Here is a 20,799-nt window from a genome sequence, read left to right as displayed (position 1 = left end):
GCCGGCGCTCGGGGCCGGTGGCGGGTTTCCGATCCCGGGGGGGCGGGCAGTCGATCGACTGCCCGCCCCGGCGTTCGTCCAGCGTGTGCGCGCCCCGGCGGGCGTGCGGTGCGGCGGCTCAGAAGCCGCCGGTCTGCTCGTCCCGACGACGCTGCCAGCGCTGTTCCACCCGGTCCATCATCCCGGCCTTGCGGCGGGGCGCGGCGGTCGGCCGGGGGCCGGAGCCCTGGCCGGCGGGGCCGCGGCGCCAGCCGGTCACGGCGAACACCGCGCACCCGAGCATCACCAGGAAGCCCACGACGCTGACCCAGATCTGGTCGGGGACGACCATGCCGCCCATCAGCAGGCCGATGCCCACCACGAAGCCGGCAACGGCCAGGTACACCCGCCGGCGGGTGTAGGTGCGCAGCCCGGTTCCCTCAAGCGCCGTCGCGAATTTGGGATCTTCGGCATACAGCGCTCGCTCCATCTGGTCGAGCAGTCGCTGCTCGTGCTCCGAGAGCGGCACGGAGTCCTCCTACTCGTCGGTCGCGGGTGCGACCGGTCCGCCACCCCGGTCGGGGAGGCAAAGTCCAATCAGCCTTCGGGGCACACGGTCGGACGCCTGTGCGGGGGGACCCGGCCCGTGTCGTCCATATGCCCCACGCATCCGGCTGTCATGCTTTCCGGCTTTACCCAGATCATACGGTCCGTGAGCCCGTTACGGAGTGGTCTACGCCGCGTGGGACGGGCCACTTCGACCGGGCACGGCCGCACCCGGCTCAACGCCACGAGACGCGGACAAGTGCCCGAACGGGTGGAATCGGTCCGGACCTGGGCAGGTTCGGGACCACCCGGACGAGGCCGGGGGGCATCCGGAAGGCGAACCGCCGCCGCACGGCGTGCGAACCGTACGGCGGTGGGCGGTCCCGCGGCCGCTCAGGCCAGGGTGGCCAGCAGGTGCAGCTGGGTCGCCACGGCGTGGAAGGCGGGCTGCTCGGCGGCGGCCTCCTCCAGCTTCAGCAGCGCCTCCATCGCGCCCGGCTCGGCGTCCACCAGCACCCCGGGCACCAGGTCGGCGAAGACCCGGACGCCGTGCACCGACTCCACTCGCAGGCCCGCGCCCTCGGCCAGCCGACCCAGCTCCTCGCCGGTGAAGCGGCGCGGCATCGGGTCCTGCTCGCCCCAGCGGCCGTCGGTCGCGGACAGCACCGTCCGGGCCTCGGTGAAGTGGCCGGCCAGCGCCCGGGCCAGCACGGCGCCGTTGCGGTTGGCGGCCAGCAGGCTGACCAGGCCGCCCCGGCGCAGGGTGCCGGCCAGGCTGCCGAGCGCCTCCGCCGGGTCGTCCACGACCTCCAGCACGCCGTGGCAGAGCACCGCGTCCACGGTGCCGGGGGCGACCAGCTCGGGCAGCGTCTGGGTGTCGCCCTGGACGGCCCGGACCAGCTCCGTCACCCCGGCCTCGGCGGCCCGGCGCTCCAGCGCGAACAGCGCGTCCGGGCTGGGGTCGACCACGGTGACCCGGTGGCCGAGCTTGGCCACCGGCACGGCGAAGTTGCCGGTGCCGCCGCCGGTGTCGACCACGTCGAGCACCGGCTGGTCCAGCTCGGCCGCCCGCTTCTCCAGGGCGGCCCGCACCACCTCCCACACCACGGCGGTACGCAGGGCACTGCGGGGACGCGTCGGGTACAAGGCGGGGCTCCTCGGCACATGCAGATCGATCAGGATGCCTCCACCTTAGACCGGGCGGGTGGCGGGGCCCGTCACCCCCGGCGGGTCGTCGCCGTCCAGCGGAAGCCGCGGGGCCGGCGGGGCCGGGCGCAGGCCGAGCAGGCGCTCGACCAGGCGCAGGAACAGGGCGGAGTTGCGGACCAGGTCGTCGGCGTCACGGGCCGAGGCGGCGCCCCTGATCCCGGCCTCGGCGGCCGCCCGGCGGCGGGCGCCGGCGGCGTAGTAGAGCGCCCACTCGGCCAGCTCGGGGGCCATCTCGGGCAGCACCTCCCAGGCACTGCGGATGGCCTTGCGCCGGCGCGGGCTCTTCTCCGGCCGCCCGCGCACCGCGAGCACGGCCGCCACCGTGCGCAGCGCGGCCAGGTGCGCGGTGGCGTACCGCTCCAGCGGGTCCTCCAGGAGGCGGGCCCGGGCGAGCGTGCGGTGGGCATCGGCGAGCAGGTCGAGGGCGGCCGGCGGCGCGGCGGTCCGGCGCAGCACGGGGTGGACGTCCCCGCCACCCGGGCGCCCGCCCGGGGAGGACGGCAGGGCGGTGGAGTGGAGGCGGGCGGTGACGGGCTCAGGACGGCTGATGGTCATGGTCTCCCCCGTTCCGAGGCAGCGCGCGGACCGGGCGGTCCGTGCCCCTCCATCGTGAACGGGACCACTGACAACGCGGCCCGGAACGGGTGAGCGGCGGCGGGCACCGGCCTGTCCCCCCAGGTCCTGTGCCGCCGCCGTACGCCGCCGCTCCGCCGTTCCCCACAGGCGGCGGTGGCCAGCTCCCCCTTCCGGTGGCCGGTCTCCCCCCGGCCCGCTCCGCCGCCCCGTGTCGGCGGTGCAGGGCCCGTGACCGGCTCCAGTGGCGGATCTCCGCCGCCGCCCCGCCGACCCCTCATCTGCCGGCTGGGCGGACGGATCCGCCGTCCGGGGCGGGGCGCCCGACGCGCCGCCGTCCCGGTGCCACCACTCTCCCGTCCCGGCAGGTCGGCGGGCCATCCGCTGACGTACTCAACCCCGGATCTGAGTACGCGTACTCAGATCCGTCGGCCCCGGGCCCGGCCGTGGCCGGAACCGGCGGGCCGACCCGGCACGTCCCGGTACGGTACGGCGTGGCCGGGGCGGCCCGGCCACGGCCACGAGAAGGAGGGGGAAAGCGATGAGGAGGGGGAAGCCATGACGATCGTGCCGCTGATCTTCACCAGCGGACTCGCCAGCGGCATCAACGCCTACGCGGTGGTGCTGCTGCTCGGACTGCTGGGCCGCTTCGGCGGCGCGGACTCGGTGCCGCCCGCGCTGGAGCGCACCGACGTGCTGGCCGCGGCCGCCGTGCTGTTCCTGCTGGAGGCGGTGGCCGACAAGATCCCGTTCGTCGACAGCCTCTGGGACTCCGTGCACACCGTGATCCGGCCGATCGCGGGCGCCACCGTCGGCGCGCTGATCGCGAGCACCGACCCGGGCTCGCTCGGCGAGGTCGCGGCGGGCGCGATGGGCGGCACCACGGCGCTGGTCAGCCACCTGGTCAAGGCCTCGCTGCGGATGGCGGTCAACACCTCGCCCGAGCCGGCCAGCAACATCGCGGTCAGCATGGCGGAGGACGTGTCGGTGGCCGGGCTGGTCTCCCTGGCGATCTTCCACCCCTGGCTGGCCGCCTCGATCGCCGCCGTCCTGCTCGCCGTCGGCCTGCTGCTGGTCTGGTTCGCGGTCAACCGGATCCGCGCCTTCCGGGCCCGCCGCCGCGAACGCCGCGCCGCCCGCGACGCCCGGTCCGCCGCCCGCGAACAGGAGGCGGACCGGCCGTACGTCCCACGGCGCTGAGGACGGCGCCCGCCGGGCCCGGCCCGGCCCGGCCCGGCCCAGGTCACGGCCCAGGTCACGGCCTAGGATCAGGTGCCATGGCACGGATCGTCATCATCGGCGCAGGAATGAGCGGGCTCGCGGCGGCCTCCAGGCTGGCCACCCTCGGACACCGGGTGACGGTCTGCGAGGCCGGCGGCACGTACGGAGGCATGGTCGGCCGGTACGAGCGCGACGGCTTCGCCTTCGACACCGGCCCCGGCCTGCTGACCCTCCCGGCCGTCTACCGCGACCTCGCGCTGAAGACCGGCAAGGAGCCGCTGGAACAGCTCGTCGACCTCGCCCCGGTGGACCCGGAGAGCCGGCACCTGTTCCCGGACGGCACCGCCGTCAGCCTGCCCAACGCCTCCCGCGGCGGCGTCAGCCAGGCCCTGGACGCCGCCTTCGGCGCCGGCTCGGGCGCCCGCTGGAGCGCGGTCATGAACCACGGCCGGACGGTCTGGGAGGCCACCCGCCGCCCGCTCCTGGAGGAGCCGCTCCCGGCCGACCGGTCGCCGCTGGACACCGACCCCTACCCCGTCCCGCCCCGGCGCGGCCTGCTCGCCCGGCTCGGCCGGCCCCGCCCGTGGACCCTTGCCGACGTCGCCGCCCGCGAACTCTGCCAGCACCCCGGCCTCACCGCGCTGCTGGCAGAGCACGCCCTGCGCTTCGGCCTGCCCCCCGGCTCCGCACCCGCCGGGGCCACCGTGCTGCCGTACATGGAGCAGTCCTTCGGCGTCTGGTACGTCCGGGGCGGCCTGCGGGCCCTGGCGGACGCGGTGCACCGGCGCTGCGAGCTGCGCAAGGTGGAGTTCCGCTTCGACACCCCGGTCACCGAGGTGCTGGTCGAGGACGGCCGGGCCTGCGGCGTCGAGACCCCGGGCGGCCGGATCGACGCGGACCTGGTGGTCTCCTCGATGGACGCCAGGGCGCTGTTCCGTGACGGTCTCGCCCGGTGGCCGGAGCTCGGACCCGACCACGGGGAGCCGTCCGAGGTGCCCGGCCGGTTCAGCGTGCTGCTCGCGCTGCGCGGCGCCCGGCCGGCCGGCACCCCGCACCGGACGGTGGTGCACGCCGCCGACCCGGCGGCCGAGCGGAACGCCCTGACCCTCTCGGCCCCGCCCTGCGAGCGCCCCACCCTCCAGGTGCTGCGCCCGGACGATCCCTCGCTGCGCCCCGACGACGCGCACGAGAGCGTGGTGCTGACCGCGACCGTCCCCGCCCAGGGCGACGTCGACTGGACGGCGCCCGGGGTCGCCGAGCGCTACGCGGACCAGCTGCTGGCGCACGCCGACGCCGCCGGCCTGGGCCTGCGCGAACGGGTGCTGTGGCGGGTCGTGCGCACCCCGGACGACACCCGCCGGGAGACCGGCGCCCTCGGCGGGTCGGTCCCCCGGCCCGCGCTCGCCGGAGACGGCGGCGGATGGCTCCAGCCCGCCAACGAGTCGCCCGTCCCCGGCCTCTACCTGATCGGCGGGGCGGCCCACCCCGGCGGCGGACTGGCCCGGGCCGGCATGTCCGCCTGCATCGCCGCCAACCTGATCGGCCCGGCTTAGCGGCCTTGGCGCCGGAGCTCAGCCCTGGGGCCAGGTGTTCTGCTGCTGGTAGCCGTACGTGTGGTCGTAGGACTGCTGCTGCGGGATGCCCTGGGGGTGCTGGCCCGGCTGCTGGCCGGGGTGCTGCTCCAGGTGTTGCTCGGGGTGCTGCTGCGGGGTCTGCCACTGCTGCTGGGGGTGCTGCTCCCAGCCGGGCTGCTGCTGCGGGTAGGACTGGTACTGGTCCTGCTGCGGGTAGCCGTTGTACGGGTCGGGCTGCTGGGGGTAGGCCCCGTAGCCCTGGTCGTAGGCGAAGGCGGGCTGCTGCTGGCTCTGCCACTGCTGCTGCTCGTAGGCCGGCTGCGGCTGGGCGGCGTTGTCGTAGCCGGACTGGTAGGCCTCGGCGTAGGGGTCGTGCGGCGCCTGTGCCTGCTGCTGCTCGTAGTAGGCGGGCGCGTAGACGCCGTCCTGGGCGAGTTCCTGCATCTCGAAGGCGGCGGTCTGCTCGACCTCGGGGATGTCCTCGGCAACCGGGGCGGGGGCGGCGACCGGGGCCTCCTCGACGGCGCTGACCTCGCCGATCCGCTTCTCGGTGGCCTCGACCGCGGCCACGGCGGCCGCGCCGCCGGTGAGGGCGCCGAGCAGGGGCACCTTGGCGAGCGGGCCGGGCAGCGAGCCGTCGGCCTTGCGCAGCGACCAGCCGGCCCGGTAGCCGCGCTTGACGGAGAGGGTGACGAAGGTCTGGCCGGCCGCGAAGAGGGCGGCGCCGGCGCCGATCACCGGGACGGAGCCGAGCACCATGCCGGCGGCCACTCCGAGGAAGCCGACCAGGGCGAGGGCCCGCCAGTGCAGCGGGGCCCGGTTCTGCAGCAGGACCTCGGCGACCAGCCAGAGCGCCACCACCGCCAACGCGACGTACAGCAGCAGGTATCCGATGCCCATCCGCCCGCTACCTCCAGTCGGGTGCCCGCGCTCGCCGCGCGTGTGCGGCGACTGTACCGGTTCAACGGCCGGGGTACCGCATCGCGTTCCCGCCGGTCGCGGCCGGGGCGCACACGACCGAGCCCGTCACCGTCGGGGCGGTGACGGGCCGGTGAACGTCCGGGCTCGCGGGCCCCGATCTGCCCGGAGCAGGGCCCCGACGGGGCGCCGGACGGGGCCTACGCGTGGCGCTGGTGCAGGCCGAGGTTCTGGTAGATCTCCAGCGTCGCCGTGGAGTGGTTGAGCGTGATGAAGTGCAGGCCCGGCGCGCCCTCGGCGAGGAGGCGTTCGGCCATCGCGGTGGCGTGTTCCATGCCGATCGCGCGCAGCGCCGCCGGGTCGTCGACGGCGGCCCGCAGCCGGGCCTCCAGGTCGGCGGGGAAGGCGGAGCCGCTCAGCTGGGGGAAGCGTTCCAGCTGCTTGGCGTTGGTGACCGGCATGATCTCCGGGATGATCGGCGTCTCGCAGCCGGCGGCGGTGACCCGGTCGCGCAGCCGCAGGTAGTCGTCGACCTCGAAGAACATCTGGGTGATCGCGTAGTCGGCGCCCGCCCGGACCTTGCCGACGAAGTGCCGGATGTCCTCGTCCCAGTCGGTGGAGCGCGGGTGCATGTTCGGCGAGGCGGCGACGCCGACGCAGAAGTCGCCGATGCCCTTGATCAGCTCGACCAGCTCGTACGCGTACGTGACGCCGTCGGGGTGCTTGACCCATTCGCCCATCGGGTCGCCGGGCGGGTCCCCCCGGACGGCGAGGACGTTGCGCACGCCCTGGTCGGCGTACTGGCCGATGATGTTGCGCAGCTCGGCGATCGAGTGGTCGACGGCGGTCAGGTGGGCGACCGGGGTCAGCGTGGTCTCGGTGGCGATCCGGCCGACGATGTTGACGGTGCGCTCGCGCGAGGAGCCGCCCGCGCCGTACGTCATGCAGACGAAGTTGGGGTCCAGCGGTTCGAGCCGGCGGATGGCGTCCCAGAGTCTCTGCTCGCCGACCTCGGTGCGCGGGGGCATGAACTCGAAGGAGAAGGACCGCTTTCCGGCTGCCAGGAGTTCGCGGACCGTCAGTGCGCGGTCCGGTCTGGTGGAAGCGATGCCGAGTGCCATGCTGGCAGGTTATCGGGCGTTCGAAGGGGCCGGACAACTCGGTACCACGGATTGAGACAAGCGGTGGACGATACTCCGTCCGTGGTCCGACGAATTCCGACCGGCGCTCGAAGCCCGCGCCCGCCGGCCCGCCCGCCGGCCCGCACGCCGGCTCGCACATCCGTTCCCAGTCGCCCCGCTACGCTTGCTGCACCCCAGCGAACCAGCGGAGCCTCATCGTGACCTCGTCCAGCAACCGGCCGGCCAACCCCATAGACGTGGAGGACGTCCGCGCGCGCGTCAACGCCGCCCTCGCCGCGTTCATGGACGGCCAGTCCGCCCTGTTGGACAAGATCTCCCCGCAGCTCGTGCCCGCCGCCGACGCCCTGCGCGACTTCCTGCTGGACGGCGGCAAGCGGCTGCGCCCGGCCTTCTGCTACTGGGGCTGGCGCGGCGCCGGCGGCCCGGCCGGCGGCGAGGGCATCGCGAACGCGGCGGCCGCGCTGGAACTGCTCCAGGCGAGCGCCCTGGTGCACGACGACCTGATGGACCGCAGCGACACCCGCCGCGGCCTGCCCTCGATCCACCGCCGCTTCGAGGCGCTGCACCGGGCGAACGGCTGGCGCGGCGACCGCGAGCAGTACGGCGCCTCGGCGGCGGTGCTGCTCGGCGACCTGCTGCTGATCTGGTGCGACGAGCTGTTCCTGCGCTCGGGTCTGGAGCCGGCCACCGTGCTGGCCGCCAAGCCGGTGTTCGACCTGATGCGCACCGAGGTCATGGTCGGCCAGTACCTGGACGTCCTGGAGCCGGTGGCCGGCGACTCCGCCGACGAGGGCGCGCTCGACCGGGCGCAGACGGTGCTGCACTACAAGTCGGCGAAGTACACGATCGAGCGGCCCCTCCAGGTCGGCGCGCTGCTGGCCGGGGCCGGCCCGGAGCTGGTGGCGGCGCTGGGGGCGTTCGGGCTGCCGCTGGGCGAGGCCTTCCAGCTGCGGGACGACCTGCTCGGCGTCTTCGGCGACCCGGCGGTCACCGGCAAGCCGGCCGGGGACGACCTGCGCGAGGGCAAGCGCACCCTGCTGGTGGCGCACGCGATGCGGGGCCTGCCGGCCGCCGACGCCCGGCACCTGGACGAGCGGCTCGGCGCGCCGGACCTGGTGCCCGAGGAGGTCGCCGGGCTGCGCGACCTGGTGGCCCGCAGCGGCGCGCCCGAGCGGGTGGAGCGCCGGATCGACGAGCTGATGCGGCAGTCCCTGGCCGCACTGGAGGCGGCGCCGCTGGCCGACGAGCAGGCCCGCACGGTACTGCTGGCCCTGGCCGAGGCCGCCACCGTCCGCAAGTACTGAGATCCGCACGCACGAGGATCCGCAGGTACGGAGAACGGTGACGGCCCCCGGGGCCGTCAGGCCGAGCGCACCCGCCGGGCGAGCTCGGCGGCGGCGGCCTGCGGGTCGTCGGCGGCCGTGATGGCGCGGACCACGACGACCCGGCGGGCGCCGGCGGCCAGCACCTCGTCGAGGTTGCCGAGGTCGATGCCGCCGATGGCGAACCACGGCCGGTCGGTGCTCTGCTTCGCCGCGTACGAGACCAGGCCGAGGCCCGGCGCCGGGCGGCCCGGCTTGGTCGGGGTCGGCCAGACCGGGCCGGTGCAGAAGTAGTCCACGCCGGGCTCGGCGACCGCCGCGTCCACCTCGGACTCGGCGTGGCAGGACCGGCCGATCAGCACCTCGTCGCCGAGGATCGCCCGGGCGGCCGGCACCGGCAGGTCGTCCTGCCCGAGGTGCAGCACGTCCGGCCGGGCCGCGTGCGCGACGTCGGCGCGGTCGTTGACGGCCAGCAGCTTGCCGTGGCGGCGGCAGGCGTCCGCGAAGACCTCCAGGGCCTCCAGTTCCTGCTTGGCCTCCAGGCCCTTGTCCCGGAGCTGGACGATGTCCACCCCGCCCGCCAGCGCCGCGTCCAGGAACTGGGCGAGGTCGCCCTGCTCCCGGCGGGCGTCGGTGCACAGGTACAGCCGGGCGTCGGCCAGCCGCCGGCGCGGCGTGTCCGCCGCCATCAGATCAGCATCGCCTGGGCACGCCGCTTGACCTCGGTGCCGCGGTTCTCCTGCAGCGCCTGGATCGGGCTGCCGGGCAGCGACGGGTCCTCGGTGAAGAGCCACTCCAGGATCTCCACGTCGTTGTACCCGCAGTCGCGCAGCACGGTCAGGGTGCCGGACAGGTGCTTGACCAGCCCCTGGCCGTCGATGAACGCCGCAGGGACCTGCAGCGACTTGTTGGGGCCCCGCCGGACGGCGATCAGCCCGCCGGTGCGGACCAGGTCGCGCACCTCGGTGACGCGCACCCCCCACTGCTCCGAGATGTCGGGCAGGTACATCCACTCGGAAACCAGGGCTTCAATCTTGCTTTCAATCTCACTCACGCCACCAGACTGCCACCTCCACAGCCCCCCGCGCACCAGCCGCTACCCCGCGACCGCCGACTTCAGCGGCACCGAGGGGTCCGCCGCGAGGGCCCGGTCCAGCGCGGTGCCGCGCTCGATCAGCCGGCGGCCCTGGGTCAGATCGCGCGGCCGGTCGACGGCCAGCAGCGCGCTCGGCACCCCGTCGCGCAGCCAAAGCACCGTCCAGGAGGCGTCCTGCGGGCCGCCGCGCCACAGCAGTTCGTCGCCCTCGGCGTGCCGCCCGGCGTACTGGACCATCCGACCGAACTGCTCCGACCAGAAGTACGGCACCGGGTCGTACGGCGGCGCGTCCACGCCGAGGACGGCGGCCGCCGCGGCCTCGCCGGACTGCAACGCGTGGTCCCAGTGCTGGACGGCCAGCCGGGCGCCGGAGCGGGCGGACGGGTAGCTGACGCAGTCCCCGGCCGCGAAGACGCCGGGCAGACCGGTGCGCAGCCGCCCGTCCACCAGGACGGCGCCGGTGCCGTCCAGCTCGACGCCGGAACCGGCCAGCCAGCCCGTCGCGGGCCGGGCGCCGACGCCGACCACGACCTCGTCGGCGGGCAGGTGCGAGCCGTCCGCGAGCAGCACCGCGCCCTCCTCGACGGCGGCCACCCCGACCCCGCAGCGCAGGTCGACACCGGCCTCGGCGTACCAGGCGGCCATCGCCGAACCGACCTCGGCCGGCAGCGCGCCGGGGACGGGCGCCGAGCCCGCCTCGACCACCGTCACCTCGCAGCCGGCCGCGCGGGCGGCGGTCGACACCTCGGCGCCGATCCAGCCCGCGCCGACCAGCACCAGCCGCAGGCCGGGCCGCAGCAGGGCGCGCAGCGCCAGCGCGTCGTCCAGGGTGTGCAGCAGGTGCGCGCGCTCGGCGCCGGGCAGGGCGCGCGGGGTGGCGCCGGTGGCGATCACCAGGGCGTCGTACGGGAGGTCACCGGCGTCGGTGTGCAGCACGCCGGGGGTGAGGCCGATGGCGCGACGGCCGGTGAGCAGCTCGATGCCCAGGTGCGGGTAGTCGATGTCCAGGGTGGTGGCGTCGGCCTTGCCGAGCAGCACGTCCTTGGAGAGCGGCGGCCGGTCGTACGGCGCGTGCGGCTCCTCCCCGACCAGCGTGATCCGCCCCCGCCAGCCGCCCTGCCGCAGCTTCAGGGCGCACTGCGCCCCGGCCAGCCCGGCCCCGACGACGACCACCCGATCCGTTCCGTTCAGCTCTGCCACGCCCGTCACTGTACTCAGCGCCCTGCCGGGGCCACCGGCCCGTCCACCCCGCGTACGGGCCTTCGGCCGGGCCCGCCCCCGGCGTTATGGTGGGGGCACCATCACGGGAGCCCGGCGTACCGGGCTGAGAGGCGGGCTGGCACGGCCCGCGACCGTCCGAACCTGATCCGGGTCATTCCGGCGAAGGGAGAAGAGCAGCCTTGTCACGCTTGCCCGAGGAAACCCACGCCGATGTGCTGGTGATCGGCGGGGGCATCATCGGCCTCGCCGTCGCCTGGCGCGCCGCGCAGCGCGGGTTGCGGAACATCGTCGTGGTCGACCCCGCCCCCGGCGGCGGGGCGGCCGGGGTCGCGGCCGGGATGCTCGCCCCGGTCACCGAGCTGCAGTACGGGGAGGAGCCGCTGCTGCGCCTCGGCATGGCCTCCAACCAGCGGTACGGGGACTTCGCCGCCGAGCTCACCGAGGCGAGCGGCGGCCTGGACACCGGGTACCGCCGGTGCGGCACGATCGCCGTCGCGCTGGACTCCGACGACCGCGAGGAACTGCGCGAGCTGCACGCCTTCCACCAGCGGCTCGGCCTGGACTCGGCCTGGCTGACCGGCCGGGAGGCCCGCAGGCTGGAGCCGATGCTCGCCCCCGGCGTGCGCGGCGGCCTGCACGTCGCGGACGACCACCAGGTGGATCCCCGCCGGCTGCTGACCGCCCTGGTGGCCGCCTGCGAGCTCGCCGGGGTCGTGGTCCACCGCACCGAGGCCGTCGGACTGCTGGTCGAGGACGGCCGCGCGGTCGGCGCCCGGCTCGGCACCGGCGAGACCCCGAGGGCCGACCAGGTGGTGCTCGCGGCCGGCCCGCACAGCCACCGGCTGCCCGGGCTGCCGGAGGGCGTGCTGCCGGCCGTCCGCCCGGTGAAGGGGCAGATCCTGCGGCTGCGGATCCCCGAGGCGTACCGGCCGTTCCTGTCCCGCAACGTCCGCGCGGTGGTGCGCGGACAGCACCTGTACCTGGTGCCCCGGGAGAACGGCGAGCTGGTGATCGGCGCGACCACCGAGGAGCAGGGCTACGACACCACCGTCACCGCCGGCGGGGTGTACGAACTGCTGCGCGACGCCCACGAGTTGGTGCCGGGCATCACCGAACTCCCGCTGCTGGAGACCTCGGCCGGACTGCGGCCCGGCTCGCCGGACAACGCCCCGCTGCTGGGCCCGACCGCGCTGCCCGGGCTGGTCGCCGCCACCGGCCACTACCGCAACGGCGTGCTGCTCACCCCGATGACCGCCGACCTGCTCGCCGAGTACCTGGCGACCGGCGAACTCCCCGAGCTCGCACAGCCGTTCACACCCACCCGGTTCTCCCCCGACCGCTCCACCACGAAGGCCTCCGCATGACCGAGATCGCACCACCCCAGACCACACCGGCCCAGACCACCCCGGCCCAGACCACCCCGGCCCAGACCACCCCGGCCCGGACCGCACCGGCCCGGATCGCACCGGCCCAGATCGCACCGGCCCAGATCGCGCTGACCGTCAACGGCGAGCCCCGCCGGGTGTCCACCACGACCACCCTCGCGGAGGTCGTGGCCACCCTCAGCACCGCCCACAGCGGCGTCGCCGCCGCCCTCAACGAGGCCGTGGTGCCGCGCAGTTCGTGGCCGGCCACGGAACTGTCGGCGGGCGACCGGATCGAGATCCTCACCGCCGTCCAGGGAGGCTGACATGGCCGACGACCTGCTGACCATCGCCGGGGCGTCCTTCGGCTCCCGGCTGATCATGGGCACCGGCGGCGCACCCAGCCTGGAGATCCTCGAACGGGCGCTGCTGGCCTCCGGCACCGAGCTGACCACCGTGGCGATGCGCCGGGTCGACGCCGGCACCCAGGGCTCCGTCCTGGACGTGCTGACCCGCAACGGCATCCGGGTGCTGCCCAACACGGCGGGCTGCTTCACCGCCGGGGAGGCCGTGCTGACCGCCCGGCTGGCCCGCGAGGCGCTCGGCACCGACTGGGTGAAGCTGGAGGTGATCGCCGACGAGCGGACCCTCCTGCCGGACCCGATCGAGCTGCTGGACGCCGCCGAGACCCTGGTCGACGACGGCTTCACGGTGCTGCCGTACACCAACGACGATCCGGTGCTGGCGCGCAAGCTGGAGGACGTCGGCTGCGCGGCGATCATGCCGCTGGGCTCGCCGATCGGCTCCGGCCTGGGCATCCGCAACCCGCACAACTTCCAGCTGATCGTGGAGGGCGCGGGCGTCCCGGTGATCCTGGACGCGGGCGCCGGCACCGCCTCGGACGTCGCGCTGGCGATGGAGCTGGGCTGCGCGGCGGTGATGCTCGCCTCCGCGGTGACCAGGGCGCAGGACCCGGTGCTGATGGCCGAGGCGATGCGGCACGCCGCCGAGGCGGGCCGGTTCGCCCACCGGGCCGGCCGCATCCCGCGCCGGTTCCACGCCGAGGCCTCCTCGGCGATGGCCGGCCGGGCGGAGCTGGACACCCGCGAGCACCCGGCGTTCTGACACCGGGACGCCCGGCACCCGCCCGCGTGTGCCGTGTCACAAACCGGGCACAGCCGGGCCCGGAGGCGATGTCCTCCGGGTCCCGCTGCCGCCTGCGGCCCTAGACTCTCCGGGTGGACATGGCATTGCACGACCCCCTGATCGGTACCCTGCTCGACGGCCGGTACCGGGTCGAGCAGCGCATCGCGACCGGCGGGATGTCCACCGTCTACAAGGGCACCGACACCCGGCTGGACCGGGTCGTCGCCCTCAAGGTGATGCACCCCGCGCTGGCCGGGGACGACGGCTTCACCGCCCGGTTCATCCGCGAGGCCAAGGCCGTCGCCCGGCTCTCCCACCCGAACGTGGTGAACGTCTTCGACCAGGGCGCGGACGGCGCGAACGTCTTCCTCGCCATGGAGTACGTGCCCGGCCGCACCCTGCGGGACCTGCTGCGCGACCGCGGCGCACTGTCCGTGCGGGCCGCGCTGGACGTGCTGGAGCCGGTGCTGGCCGCCCTCGGCGCCGCCCACCGGGCCGGGCTGGTGCACCGGGACGTCAAGCCCGAGAACGTGCTGATCACCGAGGACGGACTGGTCAAGGTCGCCGACTTCGGCCTGGTCCGGGTCCTCGGCACCGCCGACGGCGCGCCCACCTCGACCAGCACCGCGACCGGCGGCACGGTCCTCGGCACCGTCTCCTACCTGGCCCCCGAGCAGATCCTCCCGGACGCCCCCACCGACCAGCGGGTCGACGTCTACGCGGCCGGCATCCTGCTCTACGAGATGCTCACCGGCCGCCGCCCGCACACCGGCGACAACCCCGTCCAGGTCATGTACAAGCACCTGCACGAGGACGTCCCCGCCCCCTCGCTGATCGCCCCGGCCGTCGGCCCCGGGCTGGACGCCATAGTGGCCGGCGCCTGCGCCCGGACGGCCGAGGCCCGCCCGTACGACGCGGTCGAACTGCTCGCCGCCCTCCAGCGGATCCGCCGCACGCTCACCCCGGCCGAGCTGGACGCCGAGCCGCCGGCCTCCACCCGGCCCAGCCCGCGCTACCCGACCAGCGAGCCGACCTCGGTGATCCAGCCGCCGACGGGGCCCGTCGACGCCGCGGCGCCGGAGCCCACCAGCGTGCTGGACGTGCCGGCGGAGCTGCTGGACCAGCTGTTGGTCGAGCCGCGCCCGTACGACGAGCCGACCCCGGTGCGCGGGCGCCGGCCCGGCCTGCTGCGCCGCCTCCCCCGCAAGCCGCTGATCTGGGCGGCCGCGCTGACCGCCCTGGTGCTGGCGGTCGGCGGCGCGACGTACGGGCTGTCCGAGGGGCTGTACGGGCCGGTGCCCGGCGTGCTCGGCAAGGACCGGGCCGAGGCCCAGCGGATCCTGGACAAGGACGGCATGCACGGCCGCTTCGTCGAAGTGTTCAGCGAGAGCGTCCCGGCCGGGCAGGTGATCGCCACCGACCCCGGGGTGGGCGCGCGGACCCGCAAGAGCGACACCGTGACGGTCACCGTCTCCAGGGGCCCCAAGCGGATCGCGGTGCCGGACCTGACCGGGAAGACCGCCGACCAGGCCTCCGACGCGCTGACCGCGGCCCAGCTGACCAGGGGCGGCGTGACCGGGACGTACGACGACACCGTGCCGGAGGGCGTGGTGATCAGCAGTTCGCCGGCGGCCGGGCAGTTGCTCCAGGAGAACACCGCGGTCTCGCTGGTGGTCAGCAAGGGCATGGTGCCCGTCCCGGACGTCACCGGGATGAGCAAGGACGACGCGGCGAAGGCGCTCCAGGCGGCCGGCTTCACGATGCAGACCAGCGGGGTCAACCTGTTCGGCACCGGCAAGGTGTCCGGCCAGTCCCCGGCGGCCGGCGAGCGGCGCCCGCAGCACACCACGGTGACGGTCAACTTCCCCTTCTTCTAAGGGGATTCCTCGCTTCTGAGGGGATTCCTCCGAACGCCGGCCCGCCCTCAGCGCAGCGGGCCGTCGCCCGGCTCCTCCTGGTGGGAGTAGCGCTGCTCGCGCCACGGGTCGGCGAGGTTGTGGTAGCCGCGCTCCTCCCAGAAGCCCCGGCGGTCGGCCCGCATGTACTCCACCGCGCGGACCCACTTGGGGCCCTTCCACGCGTACAGCCCGGGGACGATCAGCCGGACGGGGAAGCCGTGCTCGGCGGTCAGCGGCTCGCCGTTGCGGTGGGTGGCGAAGATCGTCCGCGGGTCGGCGAAGTCGGCCAGCCGCAGGTTGGCGCTGTAGCCGTACTCGGCCCAGACCATCACGTGGGTGACGCCGGGCGCGGGGGGCTCCAGGTCGAGGAGGGCGGCGGCCGGCACGCCCGACCACTCGTTGCCGAGCAGCGTGAACTTGGTGACGCAGTGCAGGTCGGCGACGACGGTGGTGCGCGGCAGGGCGTGGAAGGCCTCGAAGTCCCAGCTGTGCTTCTCCGCCGAGGCGGTCGCGCCGAACACCTGGAGGTCCCAGGTCAGCGGCTTGAAGCGGGGTACGGGCCCGTAGTGCAGGGCGGGCCAGCCGCGCTGCGCGCGCTGCCCCGGGGGGAGCCTCGGGTCAGACGGCGGAAGCGGTTCTTGTTCGGACTGACCCATGACTCCATGGTGACAGACGGCGGTCGACGCGCCGTGCGCGCCCCTTGGCGCGGCTACGCGCCCCATCCCCAAGAACCGGTGGTCGAGCCCGTATCAGCTCAAATCGGATATTCCGAAACATGTCCTAGTGAGTGTGAACTTACTGGAATTTTCTCCCATTTCGATGCCAGGATGCGCAGCGCAGGAGTCACAACAGGCCGTAGCGCAGGGAGGCACCAGCCATGCAGGGCGACCCAGAGGTCATCGAGTTCCTCAACGAGCAGCTCACCGCGGAGCTCACCGCGATCAACCAGTACTTCCTGCACGCCAAGATGCAGGAGAACTTCGGCTGGACGAAGCTCGCCAAGTACACCCGGCACGAGTCCTTCGACGAGATGAAGCACGCCGAGACCCTCACCGACCGGATCCTCTTCCTGGACGGGCTGCCGAACTACCAGCGGCTGTTCCACGTCCGGATCGGCCAGACGGTCAAGGAGATGTTCGAGGCGGACCGCCAGATCGAGGTCGAGGCGATCGACCGGCTGAAGCGCGGGATCGTGGTGATGCGCGCCAAGAACGACGTCACCTCGGCGAACATCTTCGAGGACATCCTGGCCGACGAGGAGCACCACATCGACTACCTCGACACCCAGCTGGAGCTCCTGGAGAAGCTCGGCGAGGCGCTCTACCTCGCCCAGGTGATCGAGCAGCCGGAGTCCTGAGCCCTCAGGCCGAGTCCTCAGGCGAGTCCTCAGGCCGCGCGCAGCGGGGCGACCAGGGCCGGGGCGGCGGGAGCCGCGGCGGCCACCGGCGCGGGCGCGGCCTGGGCCTGCGGGTCGGCCAGGCCGAGCTTCGCGGCGAGGCGGGCGGTCGGGCAGGGCCGGGCGCCGTGCTCGCCGAGCAGGGCCTGGATCCGGCGGACGCAGGACCCGCAGTCGGTGCCGGCCTTGCAGCCCCGGGCGATCTGGCGCGGGGTCTCGGCACCGGCGTCGATCGCCTTCTTCACCTGGTCCTCGGTGACCGCATGGCACATGCACACGTACATCGCGGACTCTCCAGGGTGGTGCGGCGCCGACTGGCGGAACGATCTTGACTAAGGCTTGCCTTACTTCACTAAGCCTCACCTTACCCGGCGATCCGGGTACGAAAAAGCCCCTCCGGGCTCGGGGAACCCGAATCCGGAGGGGCTTTCGTCACATTCGTTCACCGGTGACCCGCCGGCGGCGGCTCACCCGTGGCAGCTCACTGGCCGCGGTACATCTCCGCCACCAGGAACGCCAGGTCCAGCGACTGGCTGCGGTTGAGCCGCGGGTCGCAGGCCGTCTCGTAGCGCTGGTGCAGGTCGTCGACCAGCACCTCGTCGCCACCGCCGACGCACTCGGTCACGTCGTCGCCGGTCAGCTCCACGTGGATGCCGCCCGGGTGGGTGCCCAGCGCGCGGTGCACCTCGAAGAAGCCCTTGACCTCGTCGAGCACGTCGTCGAAGCTGCGGGTCTTGTGGCCGCTGGAGGCCTCGAAGGTGTTGCCGTGCATCGGGTCGCAGATCCACACCGGCTGGGCGCCGGACGCGGTGACCTTCTCCACCAGGGTGGGCAGGTGGTCGCGGACCTTGCCCGCGCCCATCCGGGTGATGAAGGTGAGGCGGCCCGGCTCGCGCTCCGGGTCCAGCTTCTCGATCAGGGTCAGTGCCTCGTCGACCGAGGTGGTCGGGCCGAGCTTGACGCCGATCGGGTTGCGGACCTTCGAGGCGAACTCGATGTGCGCGTGGTCCAGCTGGCGGGTGCGCTCACCGATCCACACCATGTGGCCGGAGACGTCGTACAGCTCGCCGGTGCGCGAGTCCACGCGGGTCAGCGCGGTCTCGTAGTCGAGGATCAGTGCCTCGTGCGAGGAGAAGAACTCGACGGTCTTGAACTCCTCCGGCGCCACACCGCAGGCGTTCATGAACGCCAGGGCGTTGTCGATCTCCCGGGCGAGCTGCTCGTAGCGCTGGCCGGCCGGCGAGTTGCGCACGAAGTCCTGGTTCCAGGCGTGCACCTGGCGCAGGTCCGCGTAACCACCGGTGGTGAACGCGCGCACCAGGTTCAGCGTCGCGGCGGACGCGTTGTACATCCGCTTGAGGCGCTCCGGGTCCGGGATGCGGGACTCGGGGGTGAAGTCGAAGCCGTTCACCGAGTCGCCGCGGTAGACCGGCAGCGTCACGCCGTCGCGGGTCTCGGTCGACTTGGAGCGCGGCTTGGAGTACTGGCCGGCGATCCGGCCCACCTTCACGACCGGCACCGAGGCCGCGTACGTCAGCACGGCGGCCATCTGCAGCAGGGTCTTCAGCTTGTTGCGGATGTGCTCCGCCGAGACGCCGTCGAAGGCCTCGGCACAGTCACCGCCCTGCAGCAGGAAGGCCTCCCCGCGCGCCACGGCTCCGAGCCGGGCGCGCAGCTGGTCGCACTCGCCGGCGAACACGAGCGGCGGATACGAGGCGAGCTCGGCAAGGGTCTTGCGCAGAGCCTCTTGGTCCGGCCATTCAGGCTGCTGCGCCGCGGGCAGGGACTGCCAGGAGTGGCCAGTCCTCGATGTCTCAGTCGTCACGGTCACACCACCAAGGCTACGGGGTGACCCGAGCGATTCGTGACCATTGCCCGAGGGGTGAGACATAACTCGGACAAACACGTGACCGGGCTCACCCTCCCCGCACGATCCGCTACGCTCGAACCATGCACGCGCCCCACACCCACTCCTGGTGGTGGGCCTCCCCCAAGGGTGGCCCACCGATCGCGCGTTCCTAGACGAACACGACGGCCGCCCCTCGGGGCGGCCGTCGGCATATGCGCAGACGGCCCTCCGGGAGCGGATCCCAGCACCGCACCTCACCAGTCCCCCGGAAGGAAGCCGCTCCGTGACCGCCACCGCCGACCTGCTCGCCCGCCTCACCGCTCCCGACGCGCCCGCGTTCGCCCTGCTGCACCGCCGCACCCCCCGGCTCACCCCGGACACCGTCGAGGTGCTGGTGGGCACCGTCGACAGCTACCGCAACCTCGCCGACCTGCCGGTCCGCACCGGCGTCCCGGCCGACGGCCCGGTGCACGACCTGCTCGCGCTCGTCCCGTACCGGCAGATCCGCGAGCGCGGCTTCGAGGCGCACGACGACGGGACCCCGCTGCAGGCCCTCTCGGTGACCGAACAGCACACCCTGCCGCTGGCCGAACTCACCGCCGCCCTGCCGCAGTCGCCGGTCTCGCTCACCGGCGGCTCGTTCGACATCGACGACGAGGCGTACGCCGCGATCGTCCGCCGGGTGATCGAGGAGGAGATCGGCAACGGCGAGGGCGCCAACTTCGTGATCCGGCGCGACTTCGGCGCCACCCTGGAGAACTTCTCGCCCGCACTCGCACTCACCCTGTTCCGGCGGCTGCTGGAGCAGGAGCGCGGCGCCTACTGGACCTTCCTGGTGCACACCGGCGACCGCGTCTTGGTCGGCGCCTCCCCCGAGGTGCACGTCCGGCAGAGCGGCGGCACCGTCGTGATGAACCCGATCTCCGGCACCTACCGCTATCCGGCCGGCGGATCGGACATCGACTCGCTGCTCCGGTTCCTCCACGACCCCAAGGAGCTGGAGGAACTGACGATGGTCGTCGACGAGGAGCTCAAGATGATGTGCACGGTCGGCGACCTCGGCGGCCAGGTGCTCGGGCCCCGGCTCAAGGAGATGTCCCACCTCGCCCACACCGAGTACGAGCTGCGCGGACGCACCTCGCTGGACGTCCGCGAGGTGCTCCGCGAGACGATGTTCGCCGCCACCGTCACCGGCAGCCCGGTGCAGAACGCCACCCGGGTCATCAAGCGGTACGAGTCCGGCGGGCGCGGCTACTACTCCGGCGCGCTCGCCCTGATCGGCCGCTCCGCCAGCGGCGGGCAGCTGCTGGACTCGCCGATCTGCATCCGCACCGCCGACATCGACCCGGCCACCGGCCGCCTGGTCGTCCGGGTCGGCGCCACGCTCGTCCGCCACTCCGTCCCCGAGTCCGAGGTCGCCGAGACCCACGCCAAGGCCGCCGGGGTGCTCACCGCGATCGGCGCCCGGCCCGCGCCCGCCCGGCTGCCCGGCCCCACCGGCCCCCGGCTGGCCGACGACCACCGCGTCCAGGCCGCCCTGGACGCCCGGCGGGCCGACCTCGCCCCGTTCTGGCTGCGGATGCAGACGCCGACCGTGGTCACCGAGCCCGCGCCGACCCTGGTGGTCGACGGCGAGGACACCTTCACCTCGATGCTCGCCCACCTGCTCACCTCGATCGGCCACCAGGTCAGCGTCATCCGCTACGACGCGCCCGGGCTGCCCGCCCGGCTGGCGGCGCACCGCGGGCCGCTGGTGCTGGGCCCCGGGCCCGGCGACCCGGCGCTCGCCGACGACCCCAAGATGGCCCTGCTGCGGCCGGTCGTCGCGGACGCCCTGGCCGCGGTCCGGTCCGGGGCCCGCACCGCGCCGCTGCTCGCGGTCTGCCTCAGCCACCAGCTGCTCTGCGGCGAGCTCGGGCTGGCGCTGGGCCGCAAGGACGTCCCGTACCAGGGGGCGCAGGAGAGCATCGACCTGTTCGGCACCAAGCACACCGTCGGCTTCTACAACACGTTCACCGCGCGCTGCTCGGATGCCGACGCGGCCCGGCTCGCCGCGCAGGGCGTGGAGGTCGCCCGGGACGCCGCCACCGGGGACGTCCACGCGCTGCGCGGGCCCGGCTTCGCCGGCCTCCAGTTCCACCCCGAGTCGGTGCTGACCCGCGACGGCGTCGGCATCGTGGCGGGCCTGCTGCGCGAGGCGGCGGCCGTCCGCGGCTGAGGAACCGGCTGAGCAGCCGGCGGGGGCCGGTCCCGGGACTCCACCACCCCGCTGGTCCGCGACCTGTCCGTCGCCTACACCGCCCGGCTGGCCGGCCGAGCACCGGAACTCCCGGCGCCCGTCGTGC

20 protein-coding genes and 1 riboswitch are annotated in these 20,799 nt (G+C 74.2%); of the genes, 9 read left to right on the top strand and 11 right to left on the bottom strand.

Translation table 11 applies throughout. The annotated features are described in order from the left end of the window. Positions 1 to 118: 118 nt before the first annotated feature. From AB0R04_RS37885 to AB0R04_RS37875, 3 genes are all read right to left on the bottom strand, one after another. Positions 119 to 508: a DUF3040 domain-containing protein gene (locus AB0R04_RS37885; RefSeq protein ID WP_363378599.1), complete on the bottom strand. Its 390-nt coding sequence runs from the start codon at positions 506 to 508 to the stop codon at positions 119 to 121. A gap of 410 nt (positions 509 to 918) precedes the next feature. Further along, complete coding sequence (locus AB0R04_RS37880; protein WP_363378597.1) at positions 919 to 1,671, bottom strand: methyltransferase domain-containing protein; 753 nt, start codon at positions 1,669 to 1,671, stop codon at positions 919 to 921. A 45-nt stretch (positions 1,672 to 1,716) separates the two neighbouring features. Continuing rightward, positions 1,717 to 2,289, bottom strand: coding sequence for an SAV_6107 family HEPN domain-containing protein (locus AB0R04_RS37875; protein ID WP_363378595.1), 573 nt, complete (start codon positions 2,287 to 2,289; stop codon positions 1,717 to 1,719). Between the two features lie 576 nt (positions 2,290 to 2,865). Between AB0R04_RS37875 and AB0R04_RS37870 the strand changes: the two genes are divergently transcribed. Next, entirely contained in the window at positions 2,866 to 3,507 is a 642-nt protein-coding gene (locus tag AB0R04_RS37870; protein WP_363378593.1) for a DUF4126 domain-containing protein, read from the top strand. Positions 3,508 to 3,584: 77 nt separating this feature from the next. Further along, on the top strand, positions 3,585 to 5,081 hold the full coding sequence (locus AB0R04_RS37865) for an NAD(P)/FAD-dependent oxidoreductase (RefSeq protein WP_363378591.1): 1,497 nt from the start codon (positions 3,585 to 3,587) through the stop codon (positions 5,079 to 5,081). 18 nt (positions 5,082 to 5,099) lie between these two features. On the opposite strand, the gene AB0R04_RS37860 is transcribed toward AB0R04_RS37865, so the two are convergent. Continuing rightward, positions 5,100 to 6,002 carry a hypothetical protein gene (locus AB0R04_RS37860; protein WP_363378589.1) on the bottom strand — a complete coding sequence of 301 codons (903 nt, stop codon included), beginning with the start codon at positions 6,000 to 6,002 and terminating at the stop codon, positions 5,100 to 5,102. Positions 6,003 to 6,220: 218 nt separating this feature from the next. Continuing rightward, positions 6,221 to 7,141 carry a methylenetetrahydrofolate reductase [NAD(P)H] gene (gene metF / locus AB0R04_RS37855; protein WP_063347252.1) on the bottom strand — a complete coding sequence of 307 codons (921 nt, stop codon included), beginning with the start codon at positions 7,139 to 7,141 and terminating at the stop codon, positions 6,221 to 6,223. Positions 7,142 to 7,359: 218 nt separating this feature from the next. Here metF and AB0R04_RS37850 point away from each other — a divergent pair, with 218 nt between their 5' ends. After that, a complete protein-coding gene (locus tag AB0R04_RS37850) occupies positions 7,360 to 8,466 on the top strand; it encodes a polyprenyl synthetase family protein (RefSeq protein WP_363378586.1) in 1,107 nt (368 codons plus the stop codon). 56 nt (positions 8,467 to 8,522) lie between these two features. On the opposite strand, the gene thiE is transcribed toward AB0R04_RS37850, so the two are convergent. Genes thiE through AB0R04_RS37835 form a run of 3 tightly spaced genes read right to left on the bottom strand, consistent with a single transcriptional unit; the run spans position 8,523 to position 10,789 of the window. Beyond that, the gene (thiE, locus tag AB0R04_RS37845; RefSeq protein WP_363378583.1) at positions 8,523 to 9,173 is read right to left on the bottom strand and encodes a thiamine phosphate synthase; all 651 of its coding nucleotides are present in this window, start codon (positions 9,171 to 9,173) and stop codon (positions 8,523 to 8,525) included. Further along, on the bottom strand, positions 9,173 to 9,538 hold the full coding sequence (locus tag AB0R04_RS37840; protein ID WP_063347255.1) for an Rv2175c family DNA-binding protein: 366 nt from the start codon (positions 9,536 to 9,538) through the stop codon (positions 9,173 to 9,175). The genes thiE and AB0R04_RS37840 overlap by 1 nt, the downstream gene beginning before the upstream one ends. A 42-nt stretch (positions 9,539 to 9,580) precedes the next feature. Continuing rightward, entirely contained in the window at positions 9,581 to 10,789 is a 1,209-nt protein-coding gene (locus AB0R04_RS37835; protein ID WP_363378581.1) for an FAD-dependent oxidoreductase, read from the bottom strand. Between the two features lie 84 nt (positions 10,790 to 10,873). Next, a riboswitch (TPP riboswitch) is annotated at positions 10,874 to 10,986 on the top strand. 3 nt (positions 10,987 to 10,989) lie between these two features. On the opposite strand from AB0R04_RS37835, the gene thiO reads away from it, so the two are divergent. The 4 genes from thiO (at position 10,990) to pknB (ending at position 15,188) form a co-directional block, all read left to right on the top strand. Further along, entirely contained in the window at positions 10,990 to 12,165 is a 1,176-nt protein-coding gene (gene thiO / locus AB0R04_RS37830; RefSeq protein WP_363378580.1) for a glycine oxidase ThiO, read from the top strand. Continuing rightward, entirely contained in the window at positions 12,162 to 12,491 is a 330-nt protein-coding gene (gene thiS / locus AB0R04_RS37825) for a sulfur carrier protein ThiS (protein WP_363378578.1), read from the top strand. Before thiO ends, thiS begins: the two co-directional genes overlap by 4 nt. A 1-nt stretch (position 12,492) precedes the next feature. Beyond that, positions 12,493 to 13,290 carry a thiazole synthase gene (locus AB0R04_RS37820; RefSeq protein WP_063347257.1) on the top strand — a complete coding sequence of 266 codons (798 nt, stop codon included), beginning with the start codon at positions 12,493 to 12,495 and terminating at the stop codon, positions 13,288 to 13,290. Positions 13,291 to 13,409: 119 nt separating this feature from the next. Beyond that, the gene (gene pknB, locus AB0R04_RS37815) at positions 13,410 to 15,188 is read left to right on the top strand and encodes a Stk1 family PASTA domain-containing Ser/Thr kinase (RefSeq protein ID WP_363378601.1); all 1,779 of its coding nucleotides are present in this window, start codon (positions 13,410 to 13,412) and stop codon (positions 15,186 to 15,188) included. A 47-nt stretch (positions 15,189 to 15,235) separates the two neighbouring features. On the opposite strand, the gene AB0R04_RS37810 is transcribed toward pknB, so the two are convergent. After that, a complete protein-coding gene (locus AB0R04_RS37810) occupies positions 15,236 to 15,865 on the bottom strand; it encodes a molybdopterin-dependent oxidoreductase (protein ID WP_363378576.1) in 630 nt (209 codons plus the stop codon). A 221-nt stretch (positions 15,866 to 16,086) separates the two neighbouring features. Here AB0R04_RS37810 and bfr point away from each other — a divergent pair, with 221 nt between their 5' ends. Then, positions 16,087 to 16,566, top strand: a complete 480-nt coding sequence (gene bfr, locus AB0R04_RS37805) for a bacterioferritin (RefSeq protein ID WP_063347260.1) — start codon at positions 16,087 to 16,089, stop codon at positions 16,564 to 16,566. A 29-nt stretch (positions 16,567 to 16,595) separates the two neighbouring features. Here the strand turns inward: bfr and AB0R04_RS37800 are convergent, their stop codons facing one another. Continuing rightward, positions 16,596 to 16,889, bottom strand: coding sequence for a (2Fe-2S)-binding protein (locus AB0R04_RS37800; protein WP_063347261.1), 294 nt, complete (start codon positions 16,887 to 16,889; stop codon positions 16,596 to 16,598). A gap of 197 nt (positions 16,890 to 17,086) precedes the next feature. Next, entirely contained in the window at positions 17,087 to 18,436 is a 1,350-nt protein-coding gene (locus AB0R04_RS37795) for a class II 3-deoxy-7-phosphoheptulonate synthase (RefSeq protein WP_063347262.1), read from the bottom strand. A gap of 301 nt (positions 18,437 to 18,737) precedes the next feature. On the opposite strand from AB0R04_RS37795, the gene AB0R04_RS37790 reads away from it, so the two are divergent. Next, positions 18,738 to 20,672: an anthranilate synthase family protein gene (locus AB0R04_RS37790; RefSeq protein ID WP_363378573.1), complete on the top strand. Its 1,935-nt coding sequence runs from the start codon at positions 18,738 to 18,740 to the stop codon at positions 20,670 to 20,672. The last annotated feature ends 127 nt before the right edge of the window (positions 20,673 to 20,799 follow it).

It is taken from the genome of Kitasatospora sp. NPDC056731 (assembly GCF_040687675.1).
Taxonomy (GTDB): domain Bacteria; phylum Actinomycetota; class Actinomycetes; order Streptomycetales; family Streptomycetaceae; genus Kitasatospora.
Note: the sequence above shows the minus strand (reverse complement) of the source record. Positions and strands in the feature narration are given on the sequence as shown.

Excerpts from the sequence above, each read along its gene's own strand:
- AB0R04_RS37875 (WP_363378595.1), bottom strand. The coding sequence starts at position 2,289 with ATGACCATCAGCCGTCCTGAGCCCGTCACCGCCCGCCTCCACTCCACC.
- AB0R04_RS37870 (WP_363378593.1), top strand. The coding sequence starts at position 2,866 with ATGACGATCGTGCCGCTGATCTTCACCAGCGGACTCGCCAGCGGCATC.
- AB0R04_RS37865 (WP_363378591.1), top strand. The coding sequence starts at position 3,585 with ATGGCACGGATCGTCATCATCGGCGCAGGAATGAGCGGGCTCGCGGCG.
- AB0R04_RS37860 (WP_363378589.1), bottom strand. The coding sequence starts at position 6,002 with ATGGGCATCGGATACCTGCTGCTGTACGTCGCGTTGGCGGTGGTGGCG.
- metF (WP_063347252.1), bottom strand. The coding sequence starts at position 7,141 with ATGGCACTCGGCATCGCTTCCACCAGACCGGACCGCGCACTGACGGTC.
- thiE (WP_363378583.1), bottom strand. The coding sequence starts at position 9,173 with ATGGCGGCGGACACGCCGCGCCGGCGGCTGGCCGACGCCCGGCTGTAC.
- thiS (WP_363378578.1), top strand. The coding sequence starts at position 12,162 with ATGACCGAGATCGCACCACCCCAGACCACACCGGCCCAGACCACCCCG.
- AB0R04_RS37820 (WP_063347257.1), top strand. The coding sequence starts at position 12,493 with ATGGCCGACGACCTGCTGACCATCGCCGGGGCGTCCTTCGGCTCCCGG.
- pknB (WP_363378601.1), top strand. The coding sequence starts at position 13,410 with ATGGCATTGCACGACCCCCTGATCGGTACCCTGCTCGACGGCCGGTAC.
- AB0R04_RS37810 (WP_363378576.1), bottom strand. The coding sequence starts at position 15,865 with ATGGGTCAGTCCGAACAAGAACCGCTTCCGCCGTCTGACCCGAGGCTC.
- bfr (WP_063347260.1), top strand. The coding sequence starts at position 16,087 with ATGCAGGGCGACCCAGAGGTCATCGAGTTCCTCAACGAGCAGCTCACC.
- AB0R04_RS37800 (WP_063347261.1), bottom strand. The coding sequence starts at position 16,889 with ATGTACGTGTGCATGTGCCATGCGGTCACCGAGGACCAGGTGAAGAAG.